The organism is Methylobacterium sp. FF17, assembly GCF_025813715.1.
Lineage (GTDB): Bacteria > Pseudomonadota > Alphaproteobacteria > Rhizobiales > Beijerinckiaceae > Methylobacterium > Methylobacterium flocculans.
Genome location: NZ_CP107532.1, coordinates 559,222 through 579,673 on the forward strand (window position 1 = coordinate 559,222; position 20,452 = coordinate 579,673).

A 20,452-nucleotide genomic window follows, 5' to 3' on the forward strand; every position below is an offset into this window, starting at 1 on the left:
TTGAGAAGGATTACCCTGCCCATGACCGAAGCCGCGACCTCCTGGCCCGTCCACGGCCGCATCACCGGCCCCATCGTGATGATCGGCTTCGGCTCCATCGGACGCGGTACCCTTCCCCTGATCGAGCGCCACTTCGAATACGACAAGGCGCGCTTCACGGTCATCGAGCCCTCCGACGCGCACAAGTCGCTGGCCGACAAGCACGGCCTGCGCTTCGAGCAGGTCGCGCTCACCCGCGAGAACTACCGTGACGTGCTCACGCCACTCCTCACCGAGGGCGGCGGACAGGGCTTCTGCGTCAACCTCTCGGTGGACACCTCCTCGCGCGCCATCATGGAGCTCTGCCGCGAACTCGGCGCCTTCTACATCGACACCGTGGCCGAGCCCTGGCCGGGCTTCTACTTCGACAAGAACAAGAGCCAGGGTGACCGCACCAACTACGCGCTGCGCCAGGACATCCTCGATGCCCGCGCCGCCTCCCCCGGCGGCACCACCGCCGTGTCGTGCTGCGGTGCCAATCCCGGCATGGTCTCGTGGTTCGTGAAGCAGGCGCTCCTCAACATCGCGGGCGACCTCGACCTGAAGACCCCCGAGCCGAAGGATCGCGCGGGCTGGGCCGCCCTCATGCGCGAGGTCGGCGTCAAGGGCGTGCACATCGCCGAGCGCGACACCCAGCGCGCCAAGTCGGCCAAGCCCATGGGCGTGTTCGTCAACACCTGGTCGGTGGAGGGCTTCGTCTCCGAAGGCAACCAGCCGGCCGAGCTCGGCTGGGGCACCCACGAGACCTGGATGCCGGAGAACGGCCGCGAGCAGGAGAAGGGTTCGCGCTGCGCGATCTACCTGCTCCAGCCCGGCGCCGACACCCGCGTGCGCTCCTGGACGCCCACCGCCCAGTCGCAATACGCCTTCCTGGTGACCCACAACGAGGCCGTCTCGATCTCCGACTACTACACCGTTCTCGAGGGTGAGCGCGCCGCCTACCGGCCGACCTGCCACTACGCCTACCACCCCGCCAACGATGCGGTGCTTTCGCTCCACGAGATGTTCGGCAACGGCGGCAAGGTCCAGGAGACGATCCACATCCTCGACGAGACCGAGATCGTGGACGGCATCGACGAGCTCGGCGTGCTCCTCTACGGCCACGCCAAGAACGCCTACTGGTACGGCTCGCAGCTCTCCATCGAGGAGACCCGCCGGATCGCCCCCTACCAGAACGCCACCGGCCTGCAGGTGACCTCGGCGGTGCTCGCCGGCATGGTCTGGGCGCTGGAGAACCCGGAAGCCGGCATCGTGGAAGCCGACGAGATGGACTTCCGCCGCTGCCTCGAGGTGCAGACCCCGTATCTCGGCCCCGTCATCGGCGTCTACACCGACTGGACCCCGCTGACCGGCCGCCCCGGCCTGTTCCCGGAGGACATCGACACCAGCGATCCGTGGCAGTTCCGGAACGTGCTCGTGCACGGCTGAAAACCGGTCCCCTGATCGGGGCTTGAGACCATCGGCGCTCTCCCCTGGAGGGCGCCGATGGCGTTTGCGGACGATCCCCACGCGCGATCGGACGACGACGCTGTCGGAATCGGGCGACGCGAGGCCGGCAGCGCATGCGTCTTCGCGTACCCCGCGGCGGGGTGCCGGAATTGCCGGACCCCGCGTTGTCTCCGCGAGCTGCAGGCGTCTACGATGGTGTCGCGCCCTGACGCGCCCCATCTTCGTCTCCAGCCAGGACTGAGCCGCCCGGTGCCCCATTTCGAAGATTTCTACGCCGCCAAGCTGCGCGGCTCGCTCGGCGTCACCGACGCCGAATCCGTGCTCGACCTGCGCGGCAGCAATCGCCCCACGGCGGAAGCCTCCCTCGCCGACATGCTGGAGCGCAGCCGCTTCGGAAAGGGCAAGACGGTGGCGATCCGCCTCGATCCGCCGCCGGAGGGCGGCGGCGAGACGCTGTTCCAGCCCACCGGCCGCCTGCTGCTCGACGCCAAGCGCAAGGGCCTGGTCGAGCGCCTGCAGACTCTGCCGGCCGGCGACGGGCTCGGCTTCTACGTGGCACTTTCCGGCAAGGCTGCGCGTTCTCAGGACTGACATCGTCGCGAAGAACCGGGAAACGCCTTGCTCAAGCTTGGACGAAACACGATCGAGCGCCTCGCCCGGTTCGGCTACGGCGCGCGCGGCGTCGTCTACTGCATCGTGGGCGGCCTCGCCCTCCTGGCCGCCATCGGCAAGGGCGGGCGCGCGGGCGACAGCGAGAGCGCGATCCGCTGGGTGCTGGCGGGGCCCCTCGGCGCCGTCCTGGTCGGCCTCATCGCGTTCGGCCTGGCGGGCTTCGCCCTCTGGCGCCTGATCGAGGGCATCACCGACGCGGATCGGCGCGGCACGTCCCTGAAGGGCATCGTGGTGCGCCTCGCGCATCTCCTCAGCGCCGCGATCTACACCGGTCTGGCGATCACCGCCGCCACCCTCGCGCTCGGCCTGGGTCGCGGGGGCGGCGACGCGGCGCAGGACTGGACGGCCTGGCTCCTCGGAAAACCCCTCGGCCTGTGGCTCGTCGGCCTGATCGGGCTCGCGGTGATGGGCGGCGGGGTCGCGTTCCTGGTCAAGGCCTTCAAGGGCGACGTCACCGACCGGCTCAAGCTCGACGCCGAGCGCTGCCGCTGGGTGAAGCCCGTCGGGCAGTTCGGCTACGCCGCGCGCGGCATCGCCTTCCTCATCATCGGCGGGTTCTTCCTCGCGGCCGCCTGGCATCAGGCCTCCTCGGAGGTGAAGGGGCTCGCCGGCGCCTTCGCGGCCCTGCGCGCGCAGCCCTACGGCTGGGTGCTGCTCGCCGTCGTGGCTGCCGGGCACTTCGCCTTCGGGGCGTTCGGCCTGATCCAGGCCCGCTTCCGGCACATCGACGCGCCGGATATCGACCGGACCGACGACGCCGTGGCGGCTGCCCTGCGCGCGGTCCGCTGAGCCGAATCGGGAACCAATCCTGTCATAGGTTGATTGTGGCGCTGACCGCGTGACACGGCATCCGGCCGCGCTCCGCCCTCGCGATGCCCGTGGAAGGGAAGTCCCAGTGCAGTTTCGTTCCAATTTCCTGACCGGCGGCCTCGTGGCGCTCGGCCTCGGCCTCGCCGCCGCCCCGGCCGTCGCACAGGGCATCTCCATCGGCCCCGGCGGCGTCCAGGTCGATCCCGGATACCGGCGCGGCTACGACGATCGCGGCCCGCCGCGCAGCGAACTCAGCCGCGGCGAGGCGGCTCGCATCGCCCGGCGCGAGGGCCTCGTCGATGTGGACAACGTCGACCGTCGCGGACCCCGCCTGATCGTGCGCGGTTCGGACCGGCGCGGCGACGACATCACGGTAGTGCTCGACAGCCGCTCGGGCGACGTCCTCGACGTCCGCCGCTGATAATCAGCCCCGGATGGTTCGACGAAGGCCCGGCCCGCAGCCGGGCCTTCGTCACGTCTGGCCGCGTGCGAACGTGGTCAGCCCCTCCCGGGTCGGCGTCGCCGGGGACCAGCCGAGTTCGGTCAACCCATCGGCCCGCGCGACGAGGCTGGTCGACAGGCGGTCATAGGCCTCCCCATGGCCGGCCAACCGGCAGGCGAGGCCGAGCAGGCTGCGGGGGATGGGCAGGAGGCCGGGTCCGCGCCCGAGGCCGGCCCGGAGGGCGGCGATCATCTCCGGCACGCTCAGCGCGTCGGGTTCGGCCACGATGAGCGGGCGACGCAGAGGGCCGGGTGCTTCGAGCACCGTCGCCACGGCGGAGGCGAGACTCTCCACCGAAACCAGGGAGCGGCGCGCGTCCAGGCCTCCGAACGGCAGGGGGGCGGGCGAGCGGGCCAGCCGCATCAGGGTCGCGACGTTGCCCTTGGCGCCCGCGCCGTAGACGAGGACCGGGCGCAGGGCGACCCAGTCGAGCCCCGTCCCCGCCAGCGCCAGCTCCGCATCCCGCTTCGAACGTCCATAGGCATCGGTGGGCGACGGTGTATCCGCCTCCGTCACCGGGCCGGGCGCCGAGGGTCCGGTCTGCGCGCGGATCGAGGACAGGAACACGAAACGCGGGACGCGGGCCCGGGCCGCCGCCTCGGCGAGACGCAGGGTCGCCTCGGTGTTCGACGTGCGGAAATCGTCCTCGGGCGTCCCCGACATCGCGGGGCCGAGGCCGGCCGTGTGGACCACCGCATCGACGCCGGCGAGCGCCGCCGCCATGTTCATCGGCCGGGCGAGGTCCCCGACCACGGCGCCGCTGGCCCCCTCCGGCACCTCCACCGGCCGACGCAGCAGGACGCGGATCCGGTAGCCCCGGCGCGACAGGCTGTGCAGGAGGTGGCGCCCGATGAAGCCCGTGGCCCCGGTGAGTGCGATCAACCGTACGCCCATGAGCCGAACCTTCCCTATGGGCGCTTGGCCCCTATGGGCGCTTGGCCGTGACCTCGATCTCGACCTTCATCTCGGGCCGCAGCAGCCCGGCGACGATCACGATGGTCGCCGCCGGACGGATGTACGCCAGCACGCGCCCGCAGACGGCGAGGACCGCTTCGACCTCCGCACGGTCGGTGACGTAGTAGGTGGCCCGCACGATCTGCGTCAGCGACGTGCCCGCATCCGCCAGCACGGCCGCGATGGTCCGCCAGCAGGCCTCGGCCTGCTCGCCTGCCGAATCGGGCAGCGCCATCGTGGCGTAGTCGTAGCCGGTGGTGCCGGCGACGAAGACGAAGCCGTCCTGCACCACCGCCCGCGAATAGCCGTAGGCCGCCTCGAAGGGCGAGCCGGAGCTGATGAGGCGCCGGCCGCTCATCCGCGACGCAGCGCTTCGAGCACCTTCGCGCCGGGACGGCCGGTGGCCGGCATGCCGAGGCTGCGCTCGACCTCCTTGATGGCATCGCGGGTCTTGGACCCGACCTTGCCGTCGGGCTCGCCGACGTCGAAGCCGCGCTTGGTCAGGCGCGCCTGGAGGTCGCGGCGCTCGGCCCGCGACAGGGGCGGATCGTCGGTCGGCCACTCGGCCTGGATACCGGCGCGCCCGCGCAGCCGGTCGGACAGCACCGCGATGGCGAGCCCGTAGGATTCGGCGGCGTTGTAGGAGTAGAGCGCGTCGAAGTTCTTCGTGACGAGGAAGGCCGGGCCATCGCTTCCGGCCGGCAGCAGGATCCCGACCGGACCCTCGCCGGAGAGCGGACGGCCGTCGATCCGGGTGACGCCGAGCGACGCCCAGTGCGCCACGGCCTTCTTGTTCTTGCGTCCGGCCGCCCCGGCGTTGAAGCCGCGCGGCACCTTCACCTCGTAGCCCCAGGGCTGCCCGTTGTTCCACTTCGCCACCCGCAGGAAGTTGGCGGTGGAGGCGACCGCATCGGGGACCGAATCCACGAGGTCGCGGCGCCCGTCGCCATCGCCGTCGACGGCGAGACGCTGGTAGGTGGTGGGCATGAACTGGGTCTGGCCGAAGGCGCCGGCCCACGAGCCGGTGAGGCGCGACGGGTCGATGTCGCCGCGCTCGATGATCTTCAGGGTGGCCATCAGCTCGCCCTTGAAGAAGTCCTTCCGGCGATGGTTGGCGCAGATCAGGGTCGCGAAGGACTGCACCAGCGGCATCTTGCCGAGATTCTTGCCGAAGTTGGATTCGACGCCCCAGACCGCCGCGATGGTGTGGCGGTCGACGCCGTAGCGGGCCTCCGCGCTGGCGAGGGCCTGGGCATGCTGGCGCATGGCGGCCTTGCCGTCGTCGACGCGCTCCTCGTCCACCAGGGCCGCCATGTAGTCCCAGATCGGCGTCTTGAACTCCGGCTGGGCCTGGGAGAGTTCGAGCACCTTCGGGTCGTAGGCGATGCCGGTGGTGGCCGCGCGGAAGGTCTGGGCGGAAATCCCCTGCGCGGCGGCCTGGGCCTGCAGCCCCGCCAGACAATCCTCGAAGTCGGCGCGGGCCGGAGCGGAGAGCGTCAGGAGGGCCGCGGCCATCCCGAGGGAGAGGGTCGCCGTCTTACCCGGTCGGCCGAATGCCATCGTGATCTCCGCCAATGCGTCCGCACAGAATGTGAGCGGCGATTCAGGCGATACCAGGGTTAACGAACGGTTGAGGCCCGGGCCGAATGATCGGGGCGTCGGTCCTGGTGCGCGTGCGAGCCGGCGCGGCGGACATCGGGCGCGGCGCGGCTCGCCGCCGTTTTTTCAGGCGCGATGGGGTCGGGGTGGCCTCGAGCGGCGAGGTCTGCGGCGAGGTCTGCGGCGACACCCCCACGCCTGGCCTCTCCCCGTAAGGGGGAGAGGGATCTGTCGCGGTTCCGGCGCTCGCGTGGCGAATGTCAGGCGAACCCGCGGGCCGCGAGCTTCGCCTCGTAGGCGTCGATGGCGGGCGCGCGCTTCAGGGTGAGGCCGATCTCGTCGAGGCCGTTGAGGAGGCTCTCCTTGCGGCCGGGATCGATGTCGAAATGCAGGGTGCCGCCGTCCGGGCCCCGGATGGTCTGGGCCTCGAGATCCACCGACAGGGTGGCGTTCGAGCCGCGCTCGGCATCCTCGAAGAGCTTCTCCAGGTCTTCCGGCGACACCGTGATCGCCAGGATGCCGTTCTTGGCGCAGTTGTTGAAGAAGATGTCGGCGAAGCTCGTGGAAATGACGCAGCGGATGCCGAAATCGGTCAGCGCCCAGGGCGCGTGCTCGCGCGAGGAGCCGCAGCCGAAATTGTCGCCGACCACGAGGATCTTGGCGTTGCGGTAGGCCGGCTTGTTCAGGACGAAGTCCGGGTTCTCGGATCCGTCGTCCCGGTAGCGCATCTCGGAGAACAGGCCCTTGCCGAGGCCGGTGCGCTTGATGGTCTTCAGGTATTGCTTGGGGATGATCCGGTCGGTGTCGACATTGATGATCCGCATGGGCGCCGCGACGCCCTCCAGGGTGGTGAATTTTTCCATGATGCCGGTCGCCGTGGTCTCGCGTTGCGCGGCGTCCGCATCCGGTGACGAAGCGGGGCTCGCGCTTGGGGAGACGTCTATCAGCCGGGCGGCGCCGCCGAAAGACGAACGTCCGCGTCTCGCCGTCGTCGCGCAACGCGCCTATGCTCGGGACAACCGAGGATGGGGGCAGCGATGACCGAGAGTGCGAACCAGTTCAAGAAGGCGCCGAAACGCAAGAAGGAGAAGGCCCGCTCGGTGACGGTGTCGCCCGAGATGCGCCAGGCCTATGCAGACCTGATCAAGCAGAAGGAAGAGCGCGAGGAATACGCCAAGCACCTGCCCTCCGAGAAGGGCAGGTGATCGTCGGGAAGAGGTATTCAGCGCGGAACGCTTAGAGCTTTCCGGCCTCGATCACGTCCTCAACCGTGCGCAGGCCGGCGCGGGGGGCGTTCACGAGGCAGGCCATGTTGCCCGGCGCGTGCTGGTTCTTCCACATCTTGGTGTGGGCCTGGGGAATCTTGTCCCAGGGGAAGACCTCGCTCATGCAGGGGTCGATGCGCTGGTCGAGAACGAACTGGTTGGCCGCCGAGGCCTGCTTCAGGTGCGCGAAGTGCGAGCCCTGGATACGCTTCTGGCGCATCCAGACGTAGCGGGCGTCGAAGGTGATGTTGAAGCCGGTGGTGCCGGCGCAGAACACGATCATGCCGCCGCGCTTGGCCACCAGCGTGGAGACCGGGAAGGTCGATTCGCCCGGATGCTCGAACACGATGTCGACGTCGTTGCCCTTGCCGGTGATCTCCCAGATCGCCTTGCCGAACTTGCGGGCCTCTTTCAGCCAGGTGTTGTACTCGGGCGAGTTCACCTTGGGCAGCTGGCCCCAGCAGTCGAACTCCTTGCGGTTGATGACGCCCTTGGCGCCCAGGCTCATCACGTAGTCGCGCTTGGTGTCGTCCGAGATCACCGCAATGGCGTTGGCGCCCGACGCCGCGCAGAGCTGCACCGCGAACACGCCGAGGCCGCCCGAGGCGCCCCAGACCAGGACGTTCTGGCCCGGACGCACGGTGTGGGGCGCGTGGCCGAACAGCATGCGGTAGGCGGTGGCGAGGGTTAGGGTGTAGCAGGCCGCCTCTTCCCAGGTCAGGTGCTTGGGGCGGGCCATCAGCTGGCGCGACTGCACCCGGCAATACTGCGCGAAGGATCCGTCGCCCGTCTCGTAGCCCCAGATGCGCTGCGAGGGGGAGAACATCGGGTCGCCGCCGTTGCACTCCTCGTCGTCGCCGTCATCCTGGTTGCAGTGGATGATGACCTCGTCGCCGACCTTCCAGCGCTTCACCTTGGCGCCGACCTTCCAGACGATGCCGGACGCATCCGAGCCCGCGATGTGGTACTCGCCCTTGTGCACGTCGAAGGGCGAGATCGGCTCGCCGAGGCCGGCCCAGACGCCGTTGTAGTTGACGCCGGCGGCCATGACGTAGACCAGCACCTCGTCGTCGCCGATCTCCCAGACGGGGAGCACCTCGAGCAGGTGCGACTGCTCCGGCGGACCGTGGCGCTCGCGCCGGATCGCCCAGGCGTACATCTTCGCCGGCACGTGACCCAGCGGCGGGACCTCACCCATCTCGTACAGGTCCTTGAGTTCCGTCGTGCTCGACGCAGGGCTCGCGGCCATTCTGGTTCTCCCCATTTGGTTTGCTTTGTGAGGCGACCCTATATCGGTGAACCTGAACCGCTCCAAGGCCCCGAAAAGGCCATGAAGACCTCACCGGTGTGGGCAACCCGGCCCGTCCGCGGCCCCTTCCCGACGTATACAATATTACGGAGCGGTCGCGCGGTACGCTTCACGGAAGATCTTGCTGTCTTGCCAATTGGTTGCGTGCAGTCTGGTGTTCCTCCATCGCTTCGCGCCGTTCAATTCGCTTGCGGCGGACATTGAGTATTTTTCCAAGCTTTCACGCGCGGGCACGACCGTACTGGACCTGAGGCCAGATGACGGACGCCGACGGCTTGGATAGTGTCCCGCGCATCACGCGCCTCGGCGCGGCACACAATCGAACGGAGTCGAGTGGAATGAGCGCGAGTGCGACCGTCGCTGAGGTCAAGCGCGACAAGCCCTGGATCATCCGGACCTATGCGGGTCACTCCAACGCGGCCGAATCGAACGCCCTGTATCGCGGCAACCTGGCCAAGGGGCAGACCGGCCTCTCGGTGGCCTTCGACCTGCCGACCCAGACCGGCTACGACCCGGACCACGAGCTGGCGCGCGGCGAGGTCGGCAAGGTCGGCGTCTCCATCGCGCATCTGGGCGACATGCGGACCCTGTTCGACCAGATTCCGCTCCAGCAGATGAACACCTCGATGACGATAAACGCCACGGCGCCGTGGCTGCTGTCGCTCTATCTGGCGGTGGCCGAGGAGCAGGGCGCGCCCATGAGCGGCCTGCAGGGCACGACCCAGAACGACATTATCAAGGAATACCTGTCGCGCGGCACCTACGTGTTCCCGCCGGCCCCTTCCCTTCGCCTGACCAAGGACGTGATCCTGTTCACGACCAAGGAAGTGCCGAAGTGGAACCCGATGAACGTGTGTTCCTACCACCTGCAGGAGGCCGGGGCGACGCCGGTGCAGGAGCTCTCCTACGCCCTCGCCATCGCCATCGCGGTGCTCGACACCGTTCGGGAGGATCCCGATTTCGACGCGGCGAGCTTCGCCGACGTGTTCAGCAGGATCTCGTTCTTCGTGAACGCGGGCATGCGGTTCGTCACCGAGATCTGCAAGATGCGGGCGTTCGCGGAACTCTGGGACGAGATCGCCCAGGAGCGCTACGGCATCACCGACCCGAAGAAGCGCATCTTCCGCTATGGGGTCCAGGTGAACTCCCTCGGACTGACCGAGCAGCAGCCCGAGAACAACGTCCACCGCATCCTCATCGAGATGCTGGCCGTGACGTTGTCGAAGCGGGCGCGGGCCCGCGCGGTGCAGCTTCCGGCCTGGAACGAGGCGCTCGGCCTGCCCCGCCCCTGGGACCAGCAATGGTCCATGCGCATGCAGCAGATCCTGGCCTTCGAGACCGACCTGCTCGAATACGACGACATCTTCGACGGTTCGAAGGTCATCGACGCCAAGGTCGAGGCCCTGAAGGCCGAGACCCGCAAGGCCCTGGAGGAGATCGGCGGCATCGGCGGCGCGGTCGCCGCCGTGGAGACCGGGGCCCTCAAGCGGGCGCTGGTCGAATCCAACGCCAAGCGCATCTCGGCCATCGAGGCGGGCGACCAGATCGTCGTCGGCGTCAACAAGTTCCAGGCCGGCGAGCCCTCCCCGCTCACCGCCGGCGAGGGCGCGATCTTCACCGTCTCCGAGACCGTCGAGATGGAGGCCGAGCAGCGCATCCGCGACTGGCGGGCCAAGCGCGACGATCGGGCCGTCGCGCGGGCGCTGGAGGACCTCGAGGCGGCCGCGCGCTCGGGCGCCAACATCATGCCGGTCTCGATCGCGGCGGCGAAGGCGGGCGTCACCACGGGTGAGTGGGGCGAGCGCCTGCGTCAGGTCTTCGGCGAGTACCGCGCACCCACCGGCGTGACCCTGGAGACCGTGTCCTCGGGTGCGGCCGAGGATGCCAAGCTCCTGATCGCGGATCTCGGCGAGCGCCTGGGCGAGACCCCGAAGCTCGTGGTCGGCAAGCCCGGCCTCGACGGCCACTCCAACGGCGCCGAGCAGATCGCGCTGCGCGCCCGCGACGTCGGCTTCGACGTGACCTATGACGGCATCCGCCAGACCCCGGCCGAGATCGTCGCGAAGGCCAAGTCGACCGGCGCCCACGTGGTCGGCCTGTCGATCCTCTCGGGCAGCCACGTGCCGCTGGTGCGCGACGTCAAGGCGAAGATGCGCGAGGCCGGCCTCGACCACATTCCCGTGGTCGTCGGCGGCATCATCTCGCCCGACGACGAACTTGTGCTCAAGAACATGGGCGTCACGGCGGTCTACACGCCAAAGGACTACATCCTCGACACCATCATGGTGGGCATCGCCCGGGTCGTCGGGCGCGCCCTCGACAAGCGCGCGGCCGAGCAGGCCGACGAAGCGGCCGGTATCGCCGGAGCAGCCCCGCGCGGGGACAAGGCCGAGACGGTGTTCTGACCGGGTCGCGCGCGAATCGGGGCGGCGCAGGCGCCGTCCCGTCCGACACGATGGCTCAGGGCGCGCCGACGTAGCGGTCCCGGCCGGCGCCGAGACTGCACAGGAAAGCGCCGACGGCGATGGCGCAGAACAGGATCGTCGAGGCGGCCCAGCCCCCGGTCAGGTCGTGCGCCAGGCCGAAGCTCAGGGGTCCGAGCGCGGCGAATGTGTAGCCCACGCTCTGCGACATGGCCGCGAGGTTGCCGGCCGCCGCCGCGTCGCGGGCCCGCAGGACGATGATGGTCAGCCCGAGGCCGAACAGGCCGCCGAGGCCGGCTCCGAGCAGGATGCCCAACGGCAGGGCCCAGGCCAGGGGCCCGTTCACCAGCGTGACGAGGCTCGCGACGCAGAGGACCAGCAGGGCGACCGCGAACAGGCGCTGATCGCGGAAGCGCGCGGCGAGGGCCGGAATCACGAGGGCGGCCGGCGCCTGTCCGAGGCTCATCAGCGAGGTGGCGAAGCCGGCTTCCACGGCGCTCAGGCCGCGGTCGTGCAGGACCAGGGGCAGCCAGCCGAACATGATGTAGGCGAGCGACGATTGCAGGCCCATGAAGCCCGTGACCTGCCAGGCCAGCCGATCGCGCCAGAGCGAGCCCCGCCGCGCGGCGCCGGCCTGCGCCGTCGGGGCCCGGGCGAAGGGGGCCCAGGCCAGGGTCGCCAGCAGGGCCGGCACCGCCCAGACCGCGAGCGCGGCGGGCCAGCCCCCGAGGGGCTCGGCCAGCGGTACGGAGAGGCCCGCCCCCGCCGCCGCGCCGAGGCAGAGCACCATGGTGTAGAGGCCGGTGAGCAGGCCGGTGCGGTTCGGGAAGTCGCGCTTGACGAGACCGGGCAGGAGCACGCCCGACAGGCCGATCCCGAAGGCCGCGAGGCAGGCCCCGAGGAAGAGCGGCAGGGTGCCGCCGAACCCGCGCAGGCCCGAGCCCACGGCGACGATGGCGACGGCGAGGAGCACGCCGCGATCGGCGCCCAGCCGCCGCATCACCAGGGGCCCGAGGGTGCAGGCGAGGCCGATGCAGAGCACCGGCAGGGTCGTGAGCAGGGCCGCTCCGGCGGCGGTGAGCCCGGTCTCGCCGCGGATGCGCTCCAGGAGCGGGCCCACGGTGGTCAGGGCCGGACGCATGTTGAAGGCGACGAGCATGATGCCGAGCCCGAGCAGGATCGGGCGGCGCGTTCGCGACGGGGTTCGGCTCACGCGTTTCGGCGCCTCGCCGTCAGCACCCAGAGCAGGGCGCCCGCCAGGGCGAGGGCGAAGGGCACGTCGCCCAGGCGCGCGTAGAGCGTCCGGCCGGAGATGCGGGCCGGAAGGTCGGCATCGAGGATGCCCTCCACGCCGAGCGGCAGGCTCGCGGTGATCCGCCCGTAGGCATCGACCACGGCGGAGATGCCGGTGTTGGCGTCGCGCACCAGGGGCAGGCCCTCCTCCACGGCGCGCAGGCGTGCCTGGGCGAAGTGCTGGCGCGGCCCGGGCGTGTCGCCGAACCAGGCGTCGTTGGTCAGATTGAGAATCAGCCCCGGTACCGGCGGCGGCCCCGTCGGCGTGGCGCCGGGCACGATCGCACCGGGGAAGATGGCCTCGTAGCAGATGGTCGCCGCCACGGGCGGCAGGCCCGGCACCGTCATGATGCGCTGGCGCGCCCGGTCCCCGGCCGTGAACCCACCCGGAATCGACACGAACTGCCGGATCCGCAGCGCCCGCAGGGTCGCGTCGAGGGGCCCCGGCAGGTACTCGCCGAACGGCACGAGGTGGACCTTGTCGTAGATGTCGCCGAAGCTCGGCCCGGACGCGATGGTCAGGATGCTGTTGAAGAAGCGCGGGCGCTCCTCGCCCGCCGCCGTCTCCATCCGGGCGGCCCCGGTGATGAGTTGCCGGCCGGGCGGGAAGGCGGCGGCGATCCGCGCGAGGGCTTCGGGGTCGCGCTGGATCAGGAAGGGGAAGGCCGATTCCGGCCAGATCACGTGGGTGACGTCGACGATGCCGGTGCGATCCGGTCCGCTGGCCCGGTCGCTGAGCTCCAGGTAGCGGTCGAGGATGTCCTGCCGGTTCTCCGGCCGGAACTTGGCGTCCTGGTTCAGGTTCGGCTGGACGAGGCGCAGGCGCACGCCCGCCACGGGCGGCGACGGAGCGGGGGGCACGCGCGCCGCGCCGAAGGCCGCGAGGCCCACCAGCGCGAGGGCCGCCAGGCCCGAGGGCGCGAAGCGGCCCAGCCGCGTCTCGGCCACCGGCAGGGTGGCGGGCGCGGCCGCGATCGCGACGGCGAGCAGGGTCAGGCCGTAGAGCCCGACAACGGAGGCGCCCTGCATGAGCCAGAGATTCTGGCCGAGCGCCATGCCGAGGGCGTTCCAGGGAAAGCCCGTGAAGAGATGGCCGCGCAGCCACTCGCAGGCGGCGATCCCGACCGCCAGCGCCACGATCCGGAGGGAGCTCCTGGGCCAGAGCAGCCGCGCGAAGGCGAAGCCGGCGGCGTAGAACAGCGCGAGCACGGCGGGGAGCCCGAGGACGCCGAGGGGCAGGGCCCAGAGGAATTCGTCCGCCTCCACCAGGAAGGCCGAGCCGAGCCACCACAGGCCGGCGGTGAGGTAACCGAAGCCCCAGGCCCAGCCGATGAGGGCGGCGGCGGCGACCGCACCGCGTGTGGCGCGCCGACCGGTGGCGGCGCCGTCGAGGAGCCAGACCGCGAGGCTCAACGAAACCACGAGGGCCGGAAACAGGCCGAATGGCGGCATGCCAAGGGCTCCGACGGCCCCGGCGACGAAGGCCACGGCGATGCGGCGCCAGCCCGCGGTCAGCATGACCCACTGCGCGAGGGACGCGAGCGGGCCCGTCGCCGGACCGCGCGCGACGCGGTCCGCGGGTCCTGACGTCATCGTCGATCCGTCACGGTGCGGAGGCTTCGGCCGGCGGCGTCGGGGCCGGCAGGGCCAGCGGCACGACGGCGGTGATGCGCGCGTCGCCGCGCTGCAGGCGCAGGCGCTTCACCCGGCGGGGATCGGCGTCCAGCACCTCGAAGGCGAGGTCGCCCGGACCGCTGATGATTTCGCCGCGCGCGGGCACGCGTCCGGCCAGGGTCACGATGAGGCCGCCGATCGTGTCGATCTCCTCGGCCATGTCGCCGACCGCCGCCACGAGGTCGACGCCGCTGGCCGCCGACACTTCGGCGAGGCCCGCGCGGGCGTCGGCCACGAACACATCGCCCTCGCCCTCCACGCGCTGGATCAGCTGGCCTTCCGCGACGTCGTGCTCGTCCTCGATGTCGCCGACCACCATCTCCACGAGATCCTCGATGGAGATCAGACCGTCGGTGCCGCCATACTCGTCGATCACGAGGGCCATGTGGGTCCGCGTCGCCTGCATCCGGACCAGGAGGTCGATGGCGGGCATCGAGGGCGGCACGAAGAGCACGGGGCGCTGGATCCGGGCCTCCGCCAGGGTGACGGAGAGGTCGACCTGGGCGAGGTTCAGACTGCGCAGGGCGCGCATCCCCCGCCGCGCGCGGGGCGGCAGCACGGGAGCGGCCTCGCCCTCCCCCTGATTCGGCGCGACACGGCGCACGCCGGTCTCGGCCCGGGCCGCGATGTGATCCACGAAGTCGCGGATGTGGACCATGCCGCGCGGGTCGTCGAGGGTCTCGCCGTAGACCGGCAGGCGCGAATGGCCGGCGGTGCGGAACAGCTTCAGGAGGTCACCGAGGTTCGTCTCCATCGAGACCGCGACGATGTCCGCCCGGGGGATCATCACGTCGTCGACCCGCACCTTGTGCAGTCCGAGCACGTTCTTGAGCATGGCGCGTTCGAGGGGCGAGAACGCGTTCTCGCCGGTGTCGGGCTCGGCCAGAGCATCCTCGATGTCGTCGCGCAGCGAATCGCGCGGCCGCAGATGGAACACGTGGAGGAGGCGGTCATACCAGGGCTCGCGGGCCTGGGATTCCCCGTCACCGTTGCTGGGCGCGGCTTGAGCCGCGCCGCGACTTCGATCGTTTGTCATGTCTCTCTGATCTGAGATGTCAGGCGATAGAACCGGTCACTCTGCGCAAGGTTCTGCGGCATACGGGTCCGGAACGCCGAGCGTGCGAAGGGCTGCCACTTCGAGCGCTTCCATCGCGTCGGCATCCGCCTCGCCGGTCTCGTGGTCCTGACCGAGCAGGTGAAGGGTGCCATGGACTAGGAGGTGCGCAAGATGGTCGCTGAGCGGCTTCGTCTGCTCGGCACTTTCGCGCAGCATTGTGTCATACGCAAGAACGACATCGCCGAGCGGCATCGCCACCCCTGCATGGGCGGGCTGCGCGGGGGCGGGAAAGGACAGGACGTTGGTGGGCTTGTCCTTGCCGCGCCAGCTCCGGTTCAGCTCCTGCACCACCGCGTCGGTGGTGAGCAGGATGCTGATCTCGACCGGCCCGCCGGGCGGCTCCGGGGCGACGGCGAGGCCCGCCTCCACCGCGCGAATCACGAAGGCTTCGAGGTCCGGCGCCACCGTCTCCCAGCGCGAATCCTCGATCGCCACGTCGATCTCGGCCTCCATCGGCGTCATGCCGGCGGCCTCCGGCGCGGAGGCGGGCTCCGATCCGCGTCGCCCTCGCCGTGGAAGGCCGCCTCGTAGGCGGTGACGATGCGGCGCACGAGGTCGTGGCGCACCACGTCCACATCGCGGAACGTGATTCGGCCGATGCCCTCGACGCCGTCGAGGACGCGCACGGCCTCGACGAGGCCCGACTTCTGCCCCGGCGGCAGGTCGATCTGGCTCGGGTCGCCGGTGATGATCATGCGGGAGTTCTCACCGAGGCGGGTGAGGAACATCTTCATCTGCATGGAGGTGGTGTTCTGCGCCTCGTCGAGCAGCACCACCGCGTTGGTCAGCGTGCGCCCGCGCATGAAGGCGAGCGGCGCGATCTCGATCACCCCGGTCTGCAGGGCCCGGTCGACGTGGCGCGATTCCATGAAATCATAGAGGGCGTCGTAGATCGGGCGGAGATAGGGGTCGACCTTCTCGCGCATGTCGCCGGGCAGGAAGCCCAGGCGCTCGCCGGCCTCCACGGCGGGGCGGGAGAGAATCAGGCGCTCGACATGGCCCTGTTCCAGCAGCGAGACGGCGTGGCCCACCGCCAGCCAGGTCTTGCCGGTTCCGGCCGGCCCTTCCGCGAAGACGAGCTCGTGGCTGCGCAGGGCCTTCATGTAGGCGTCCTGCGCCGCGTTGCGGGCGCGGACCGCCCCGCGCTTGCGCGTGGCGATCTGGTCGAAGACCGGGCGGTCCGGCTCCGCGCTCACCTCGGCTGCCGGGAAGAGGTTGCCCTGCTGCGTCGTTTCCTGGATCGCTCCGTCCACGTCGCCGAGGGTCAGCGGCAGGCCGCTCGTCCGAACCCGGGCATAGAGACGCTCGAAGACCTTGCGGGCCTTCTCGGCCGCCTCGACGCCGCCCTTCACCACCAGGTGGTTGCCGAGCGCCGTGGCGGTGACGCCGAGTCGCCGCTCGATATGCGCGACGTTCTGGTCGTATTGGCCGAAGACGAGGCTCGCGAGGCGGTTGTCGTCGAAGGTGAGCGACACCTCCTGCGTCTCCTCCAGGCCCCCGAGGCCCGCGGCCGGACCACGCCCCCGCAGCGCGCCGCTGCGTCCGCTCGAACCCTCAGATCCTGCCACGCCGTTGTCCTTCATCGAGGTTCATGCATCGAGGTCCGTGCATCGACGTCTGTGCATCGAGGTTATGCGTTCGCTGCCGGCCCGAGGCAGGCGTCCGGAGACGTTGCGGAGATCGGGTTTCGTTGCGCCACGTCCACGGGTCCACCGGCGCGGCGTATCGCCCGGGGTGGTCCGCGTTCCGGCTCAAGCGGCCGCCGCCGTACCGCCCGGCGCAACCTCGCCGGCCCCCACGGCCTCGCCGAACAGGCTGTTCGAGCCGGCGCGGACCACCCGCACGGGCAAGAGGGTGCCGATGGTCGAGGCGGGCGCGTCGAACTGGACGGGCAGGAGTTGGGGCGTCTTGCCGGCGACCTGACCAGGATGCCGGCCGGCCTTCTCCACCAGCACCTCGACCACGCTGCCGACCGCAGCGGCGTTAAAGGCGTGGCGCTGGGCATCGAGCAGGCCCTGCAGGGCGGCGAGGCGCTGCGACTTCACCGCCTCCGGGACCGCGTCGGCGCTCTCGGCCGCCGGTGTGCCGGGGCGCGGGCTGTACTTGAACGAGAAGGCGCTGGCGAAGCCGATCTCACCGACCAGCCTCATCGTCTCCTCGAACTCAGCATCGGTCTCGCCGGGGAACCCGACGATGAAGTCCGACGACAGGGCGATATCCGGCCGCACGGCGCGCACCCGCTCGATCAGGCGGCGATAGGCATCGCCCGTATGCTTGCGGTTCATCGCCTTCAGAACCCGGTCGGAGCCCGACTGCACCGGCAGGTGCAGGTAGGGCATCAGCGCCGGGATCGTCCCGTGGGCCGCCACGAGGTCGTCGCCCATGTCGTTGGGGTGGCTGGTGGTGTAGCGCAGGCGCAGGAGGCCCGGGAGCTGCGCCAGTTCGCGCATCAGCACCGGCAGGGTGGCGCTGGCGCCGTCGCGGGCCAGGCCGTGATAGGCGTTGACGTTCTGGCCGATCAGCGTGATCTCGCGCGCGCCGCCGCGCACCAGCCCCTCGGCCTCGGCGAGGATCGCGTTCACCGAGCGTGAGACCTCGGCGCCGCGCGTGTAGGGCACCACGCAGAAGGCGCAGAACTTGTCGCAGCCCTCCTGCACCGTGAGGAAGGCGGTGACCCCTTGCGTGCGCCGCTTGGGGAGATGGTCGAACTTGTCCTCGACGGGAAACTCGGTGTCGACCACGCGCTTCGTGCGCGAGCGGGCCAGGAGGTCGCCGAGCCGATGGTAGTTCTGCGGACCGACGACCACGTCGACGGTGGGCGCGCGGGCGAGGATCTCGGCCCCTTCAGCCTGCGCGACGCAGCCCGCCACCACGATCCGGGTGTCGTGTCCGGCCTCGGCCCGCTCACCCTTCAGGACGCGCAGCCGCCCGAGCTCGGAATAGACCTTGTCGGCGGCCTTCTCGCGGATGTGGCAGGTGTTCAGGATGACGACATCCGCCTCCTCCACCGCGTCGGTGGCGGCGTAGCCCTCGGCGCCGAGCACGTCCGCCATGCGGGTCGCGTCGTAGGCGTTCATCTGGCAACCGTAGGATTTGACGAAGGCTTTCTTCAACAGTCCGGTTCCGGAAGGTGCGCGCGGGACATTTCGCGTCGGCCATAGCACGGATCACGGGTGCCGTCGCGACCCCTAATGGGTGGGCAAGCCCGCCTCGGGAACGTCCCCGCCCCGGGCCGGCGCCGGGCTCCGTCCCGGCCAGACCGGCCCCAGGGGGGCGCGCCCCGTCATCGCGCGCTGCACGGCTTCGCGCACGGATGCTTCGGCGAGGGCCGTGGCCCGCTTGCGGTCCGTGCCGGCCTCGAAGGCGATCGGCGCGCCCCAGACCACGTGGACGTCGATGGGCCCGCCGTCGAAGAAGCTGGCGAGGTGGGGCGCGAGATCCATGTCGCCGTACCAGGCGACCTCGGGCCGCTCGCTGCGGATCAGGGGGAGCCCGTTACGGCGCGGATAGGTGATCGCCAGGGGCTGCAGCCGGATCCGGCCCGGACCGCCGCCCTCGCCGGCGAGGGCCGCGCGGGCCGCCCCCACCAGCGAGGAGCGGAAGGGCAGCAGCCGCGTCCCGTCCCCCGTCGTGCCTTCGGCGAAGAGGACGATGAGGTCGCCGCCCGCGATGCGCTCGGCCACCGTGGCGTTGACGCTCGCCGTGTCGGCCCGGCGGGCGCGGTCGATGAAGACCGTGCGCTGCAGGCGCGCCAGCGTCCCGATCACCGGCCAGCCGGCGATCTCCGATTTCGCCACGAAGGAGAGCGGCCGCAGGGAGCCGAGCACGATGATGTCGAGCCAGGAGACGTGGTTGGCGAGCACCAGGGCGGGTTCGCCCGGCTCCGGCGGCGTGCCGCTCTGGGTGACGCGCAGCCCGAAGAGCAGCACGAACAGGCGGTGGAAGAGCACCGGCATCCAGGCCGCGACCCGTCCCCGGCCCAGGCGCAGGCTGAGGAGGTGCGGCCCGACGATCACCAGGAACAGGAGCGCGCAGAGGAGCAGGCGGCCGACCGTGGCGAGGCGCGTCATCGGCGGCTCACCGTGTGGCGCGGCGGATCACGCCAGCACCGCCGTCATGGTCAGGGCCGTCGCCCGGCTGCCGTCGGGGCGGGTGTAGTAGCCCGTCCGTTCGCCCACCCGCCGGAAGCCGTGCCGGGCATAGAGCTTCAGGGCCGGGGCATTGCCCTCGTCCACTTCGAGGTGGACCGTGCGGATGCCGGACTGGACCAGGTGGTCGAGATGGGCGCTCACGAGCTTGTGGGAGAGCCCGCCGCCCCGCACGCCGGGCGCGAGCACCACGGTGAGGATCTCGGCCTCGTCCGCGGCGCGACGCGAGAGCACGAAGCCCTGGATCGCGCCGTTCTTCCAGAGGGCATGCGCCTCGGTGGAGCGCTCGCACAGCATGCGCTCGAATTCGTGGGCGTCCCAGGGCCGGGCGAAGGCGGTGGCGTGGATGCGGGCGAGCGCCCGTGCCTGCCCGGAATCCCGCAGGGGCGTGACGTAGGGGGCCGTCCCCCAGGCCTCCCACCAGGCGGTCCAGACCTCGAACGGCCAGAACGGCGTCAGCGGACGGGTCATCGGCGGGCGAGCCTCGCGTGATCCTGCGGCTGGGCGTCGGGGCCGCGCAGGTAGAGGGGACGGGCGAGCGCCTGGGCCGGATCGGCCAGCATGCCGAGGGAGGCGATCCAGGCGATCTCGGGGGCTCCCGTGCCGGCCACCTCGGCGTGGAGGCCGCGCGCCTTGGCGGCGGCGGCGATCATCGGCGCGCCGGACCCGACCAGGGTGAGGGTGCCGGCGAGCATGGCGGCGGCCTCGTCCACGGGGACGTGGCTCGGCGGCACGACGATGCCGTCGGTCATGCTCATGGCCTGGAGATAGACCGAGCCGTGGCGGGCATCGATGGCGGCGGCGATGAGGCCGTCGCCGTTCAGCGCCAGGAGGGGGGCGAGCAGGGCCGAGAGGGTGGTGACCCCGACGACGGGGATCCCGGTGGCGAGACCGATGGCGCGGGCCGCCGAGAGGCCGACGCGCAGGCCGGTATAGCTGCCCGGGCCCACGGTGACGGCGACCCGGTCCAGCGCCTCGAACCCGCCGGTGACGCGCGAGACCACGCGCTCCACCATGGGCAGCAGCGCCTCGGCGTGGCCACGCCCGAGGATCATCGATTCCTGTGCCAGGAGATCGTCGGTGGTGTCCGATGCGATGCAGACGGAACAGGCGTCGAGCGCCGTGTCGATGGCGAGGATACGCAAACTCACTCCCGAAGGTGACACACGCCCGGGCACGCGAAGTGCCGGGCGGCACC

At 70.8% G+C, this 20,452-nt stretch carries 20 protein-coding genes; 6 read left to right on the forward strand and 14 right to left on the reverse strand.

Features of this window, described 5'->3' with window-relative positions:
• Positions 1-21 precede the first annotated feature (21 nt).
• From OF380_RS02485 to OF380_RS02500, 4 genes are all read left to right on the forward strand, one after another.
• Entirely contained in the window at positions 22-1,467 is a 1,446-nt protein-coding gene (locus OF380_RS02485; protein WP_264049218.1) for a homospermidine synthase, read from the forward strand.
• Positions 1,468-1,737: 270 nt separating this feature from the next.
• A complete protein-coding gene (locus tag OF380_RS02490; RefSeq protein WP_264049219.1) occupies positions 1,738-2,079 on the forward strand; it encodes a hypothetical protein in 342 nt (113 codons plus the stop codon).
• A 27-nt stretch (positions 2,080-2,106) separates the two neighbouring features.
• Positions 2,107-2,949: a DUF1206 domain-containing protein gene (locus OF380_RS02495; protein ID WP_264049220.1), complete on the forward strand. Its 843-nt coding sequence runs from the start codon at positions 2,107-2,109 to the stop codon at positions 2,947-2,949.
• A 106-nt stretch (positions 2,950-3,055) separates the two neighbouring features.
• A complete protein-coding gene (locus tag OF380_RS02500; protein WP_264049221.1) occupies positions 3,056-3,391 on the forward strand; it encodes a PepSY domain-containing protein in 336 nt (111 codons plus the stop codon).
• A 51-nt stretch (positions 3,392-3,442) separates the two neighbouring features.
• Here OF380_RS02500 and OF380_RS02505 read toward each other — a convergent pair whose 3' ends face one another.
• From OF380_RS02505 to leuD, 4 genes are all read right to left on the reverse strand, one after another.
• Positions 3,443-4,366: an NAD-dependent epimerase/dehydratase family protein gene (locus OF380_RS02505; protein WP_264049222.1), complete on the reverse strand. Its 924-nt coding sequence runs from the start codon at positions 4,364-4,366 to the stop codon at positions 3,443-3,445.
• A 31-nt stretch (positions 4,367-4,397) separates the two neighbouring features.
• Positions 4,398-4,784: a RidA family protein gene (locus OF380_RS02510; RefSeq protein ID WP_264049223.1), complete on the reverse strand. Its 387-nt coding sequence runs from the start codon at positions 4,782-4,784 to the stop codon at positions 4,398-4,400.
• On the reverse strand, positions 4,781-5,941 hold the full coding sequence (locus tag OF380_RS02515; protein WP_264051155.1) for a lytic murein transglycosylase: 1,161 nt from the start codon (positions 5,939-5,941) through the stop codon (positions 4,781-4,783). The genes OF380_RS02510 and OF380_RS02515 overlap by 4 nt, the downstream gene beginning before the upstream one ends.
• Before the next feature lie 344 nt (positions 5,942-6,285).
• Complete coding sequence (gene leuD / locus OF380_RS02520; protein ID WP_264049224.1) at positions 6,286-6,888, reverse strand: 3-isopropylmalate dehydratase small subunit; 603 nt, start codon at positions 6,886-6,888, stop codon at positions 6,286-6,288.
• 174 nt (positions 6,889-7,062) lie between these two features.
• Between leuD and OF380_RS02525 the strand changes: the two genes are divergently transcribed.
• Positions 7,063-7,230, forward strand: coding sequence for a hypothetical protein (locus OF380_RS02525; RefSeq protein ID WP_264049225.1), 168 nt, complete (start codon positions 7,063-7,065; stop codon positions 7,228-7,230).
• Positions 7,231-7,261: 31 nt separating this feature from the next.
• Here the strand turns inward: OF380_RS02525 and ccrA are convergent, their stop codons facing one another.
• The gene (ccrA, locus tag OF380_RS02530; protein ID WP_264049227.1) at positions 7,262-8,539 is read right to left on the reverse strand and encodes a crotonyl-CoA carboxylase/reductase; all 1,278 of its coding nucleotides are present in this window, start codon (positions 8,537-8,539) and stop codon (positions 7,262-7,264) included.
• 398 nt (positions 8,540-8,937) lie between these two features.
• Between ccrA and OF380_RS02535 the strand changes: the two genes are divergently transcribed.
• Complete coding sequence (locus OF380_RS02535) at positions 8,938-11,004, forward strand: protein meaA (protein WP_264049229.1); 2,067 nt, start codon at positions 8,938-8,940, stop codon at positions 11,002-11,004.
• A 55-nt stretch (positions 11,005-11,059) separates the two neighbouring features.
• On the opposite strand, the gene OF380_RS02540 is transcribed toward OF380_RS02535, so the two are convergent.
• The 9 genes from OF380_RS02540 to tsaB form a co-directional block, all read right to left on the reverse strand.
• On the reverse strand, positions 11,060-12,235 hold the full coding sequence (locus tag OF380_RS02540) for a CynX/NimT family MFS transporter (protein WP_264049230.1): 1,176 nt from the start codon (positions 12,233-12,235) through the stop codon (positions 11,060-11,062).
• Positions 12,232-13,908, reverse strand: coding sequence for an apolipoprotein N-acyltransferase (lnt, locus tag OF380_RS02545; protein WP_264049231.1), 1,677 nt, complete (start codon positions 13,906-13,908; stop codon positions 12,232-12,234). Before lnt ends, OF380_RS02540 begins: the two co-directional genes overlap by 4 nt.
• A gap of 10 nt (positions 13,909-13,918) precedes the next feature.
• A complete protein-coding gene (locus OF380_RS02550) occupies positions 13,919-15,025 on the reverse strand; it encodes a hemolysin family protein (RefSeq protein WP_264049232.1) in 1,107 nt (368 codons plus the stop codon).
• 36 nt (positions 15,026-15,061) lie between these two features.
• A complete protein-coding gene (ybeY, locus tag OF380_RS02555; RefSeq protein ID WP_264049233.1) occupies positions 15,062-15,559 on the reverse strand; it encodes an rRNA maturation RNase YbeY in 498 nt (165 codons plus the stop codon).
• A gap of 5 nt (positions 15,560-15,564) precedes the next feature.
• On the reverse strand, positions 15,565-16,689 hold the full coding sequence (locus OF380_RS02560; RefSeq protein WP_404810526.1) for a PhoH family protein: 1,125 nt from the start codon (positions 16,687-16,689) through the stop codon (positions 15,565-15,567).
• Between the two features lie 168 nt (positions 16,690-16,857).
• On the reverse strand, positions 16,858-18,219 hold the full coding sequence (gene miaB, locus OF380_RS02565) for a tRNA (N6-isopentenyl adenosine(37)-C2)-methylthiotransferase MiaB (RefSeq protein WP_264049234.1): 1,362 nt from the start codon (positions 18,217-18,219) through the stop codon (positions 16,858-16,860).
• 75 nt (positions 18,220-18,294) lie between these two features.
• Positions 18,295-19,176 (reverse strand): lysophospholipid acyltransferase family protein, encoded by an 882-nt coding sequence (locus OF380_RS02570; RefSeq protein ID WP_264049235.1) that lies wholly within the window; start codon positions 19,174-19,176, stop codon positions 18,295-18,297.
• A 27-nt stretch (positions 19,177-19,203) separates the two neighbouring features.
• Positions 19,204-19,725: a GNAT family N-acetyltransferase gene (locus OF380_RS02575; protein ID WP_264049236.1), complete on the reverse strand. Its 522-nt coding sequence runs from the start codon at positions 19,723-19,725 to the stop codon at positions 19,204-19,206.
• Entirely contained in the window at positions 19,722-20,399 is a 678-nt protein-coding gene (tsaB, locus tag OF380_RS02580; RefSeq protein WP_264049237.1) for a tRNA (adenosine(37)-N6)-threonylcarbamoyltransferase complex dimerization subunit type 1 TsaB, read from the reverse strand. The genes OF380_RS02575 and tsaB overlap by 4 nt, the downstream gene beginning before the upstream one ends.
• Positions 20,400-20,452: the final 53 nt, after the last annotated feature.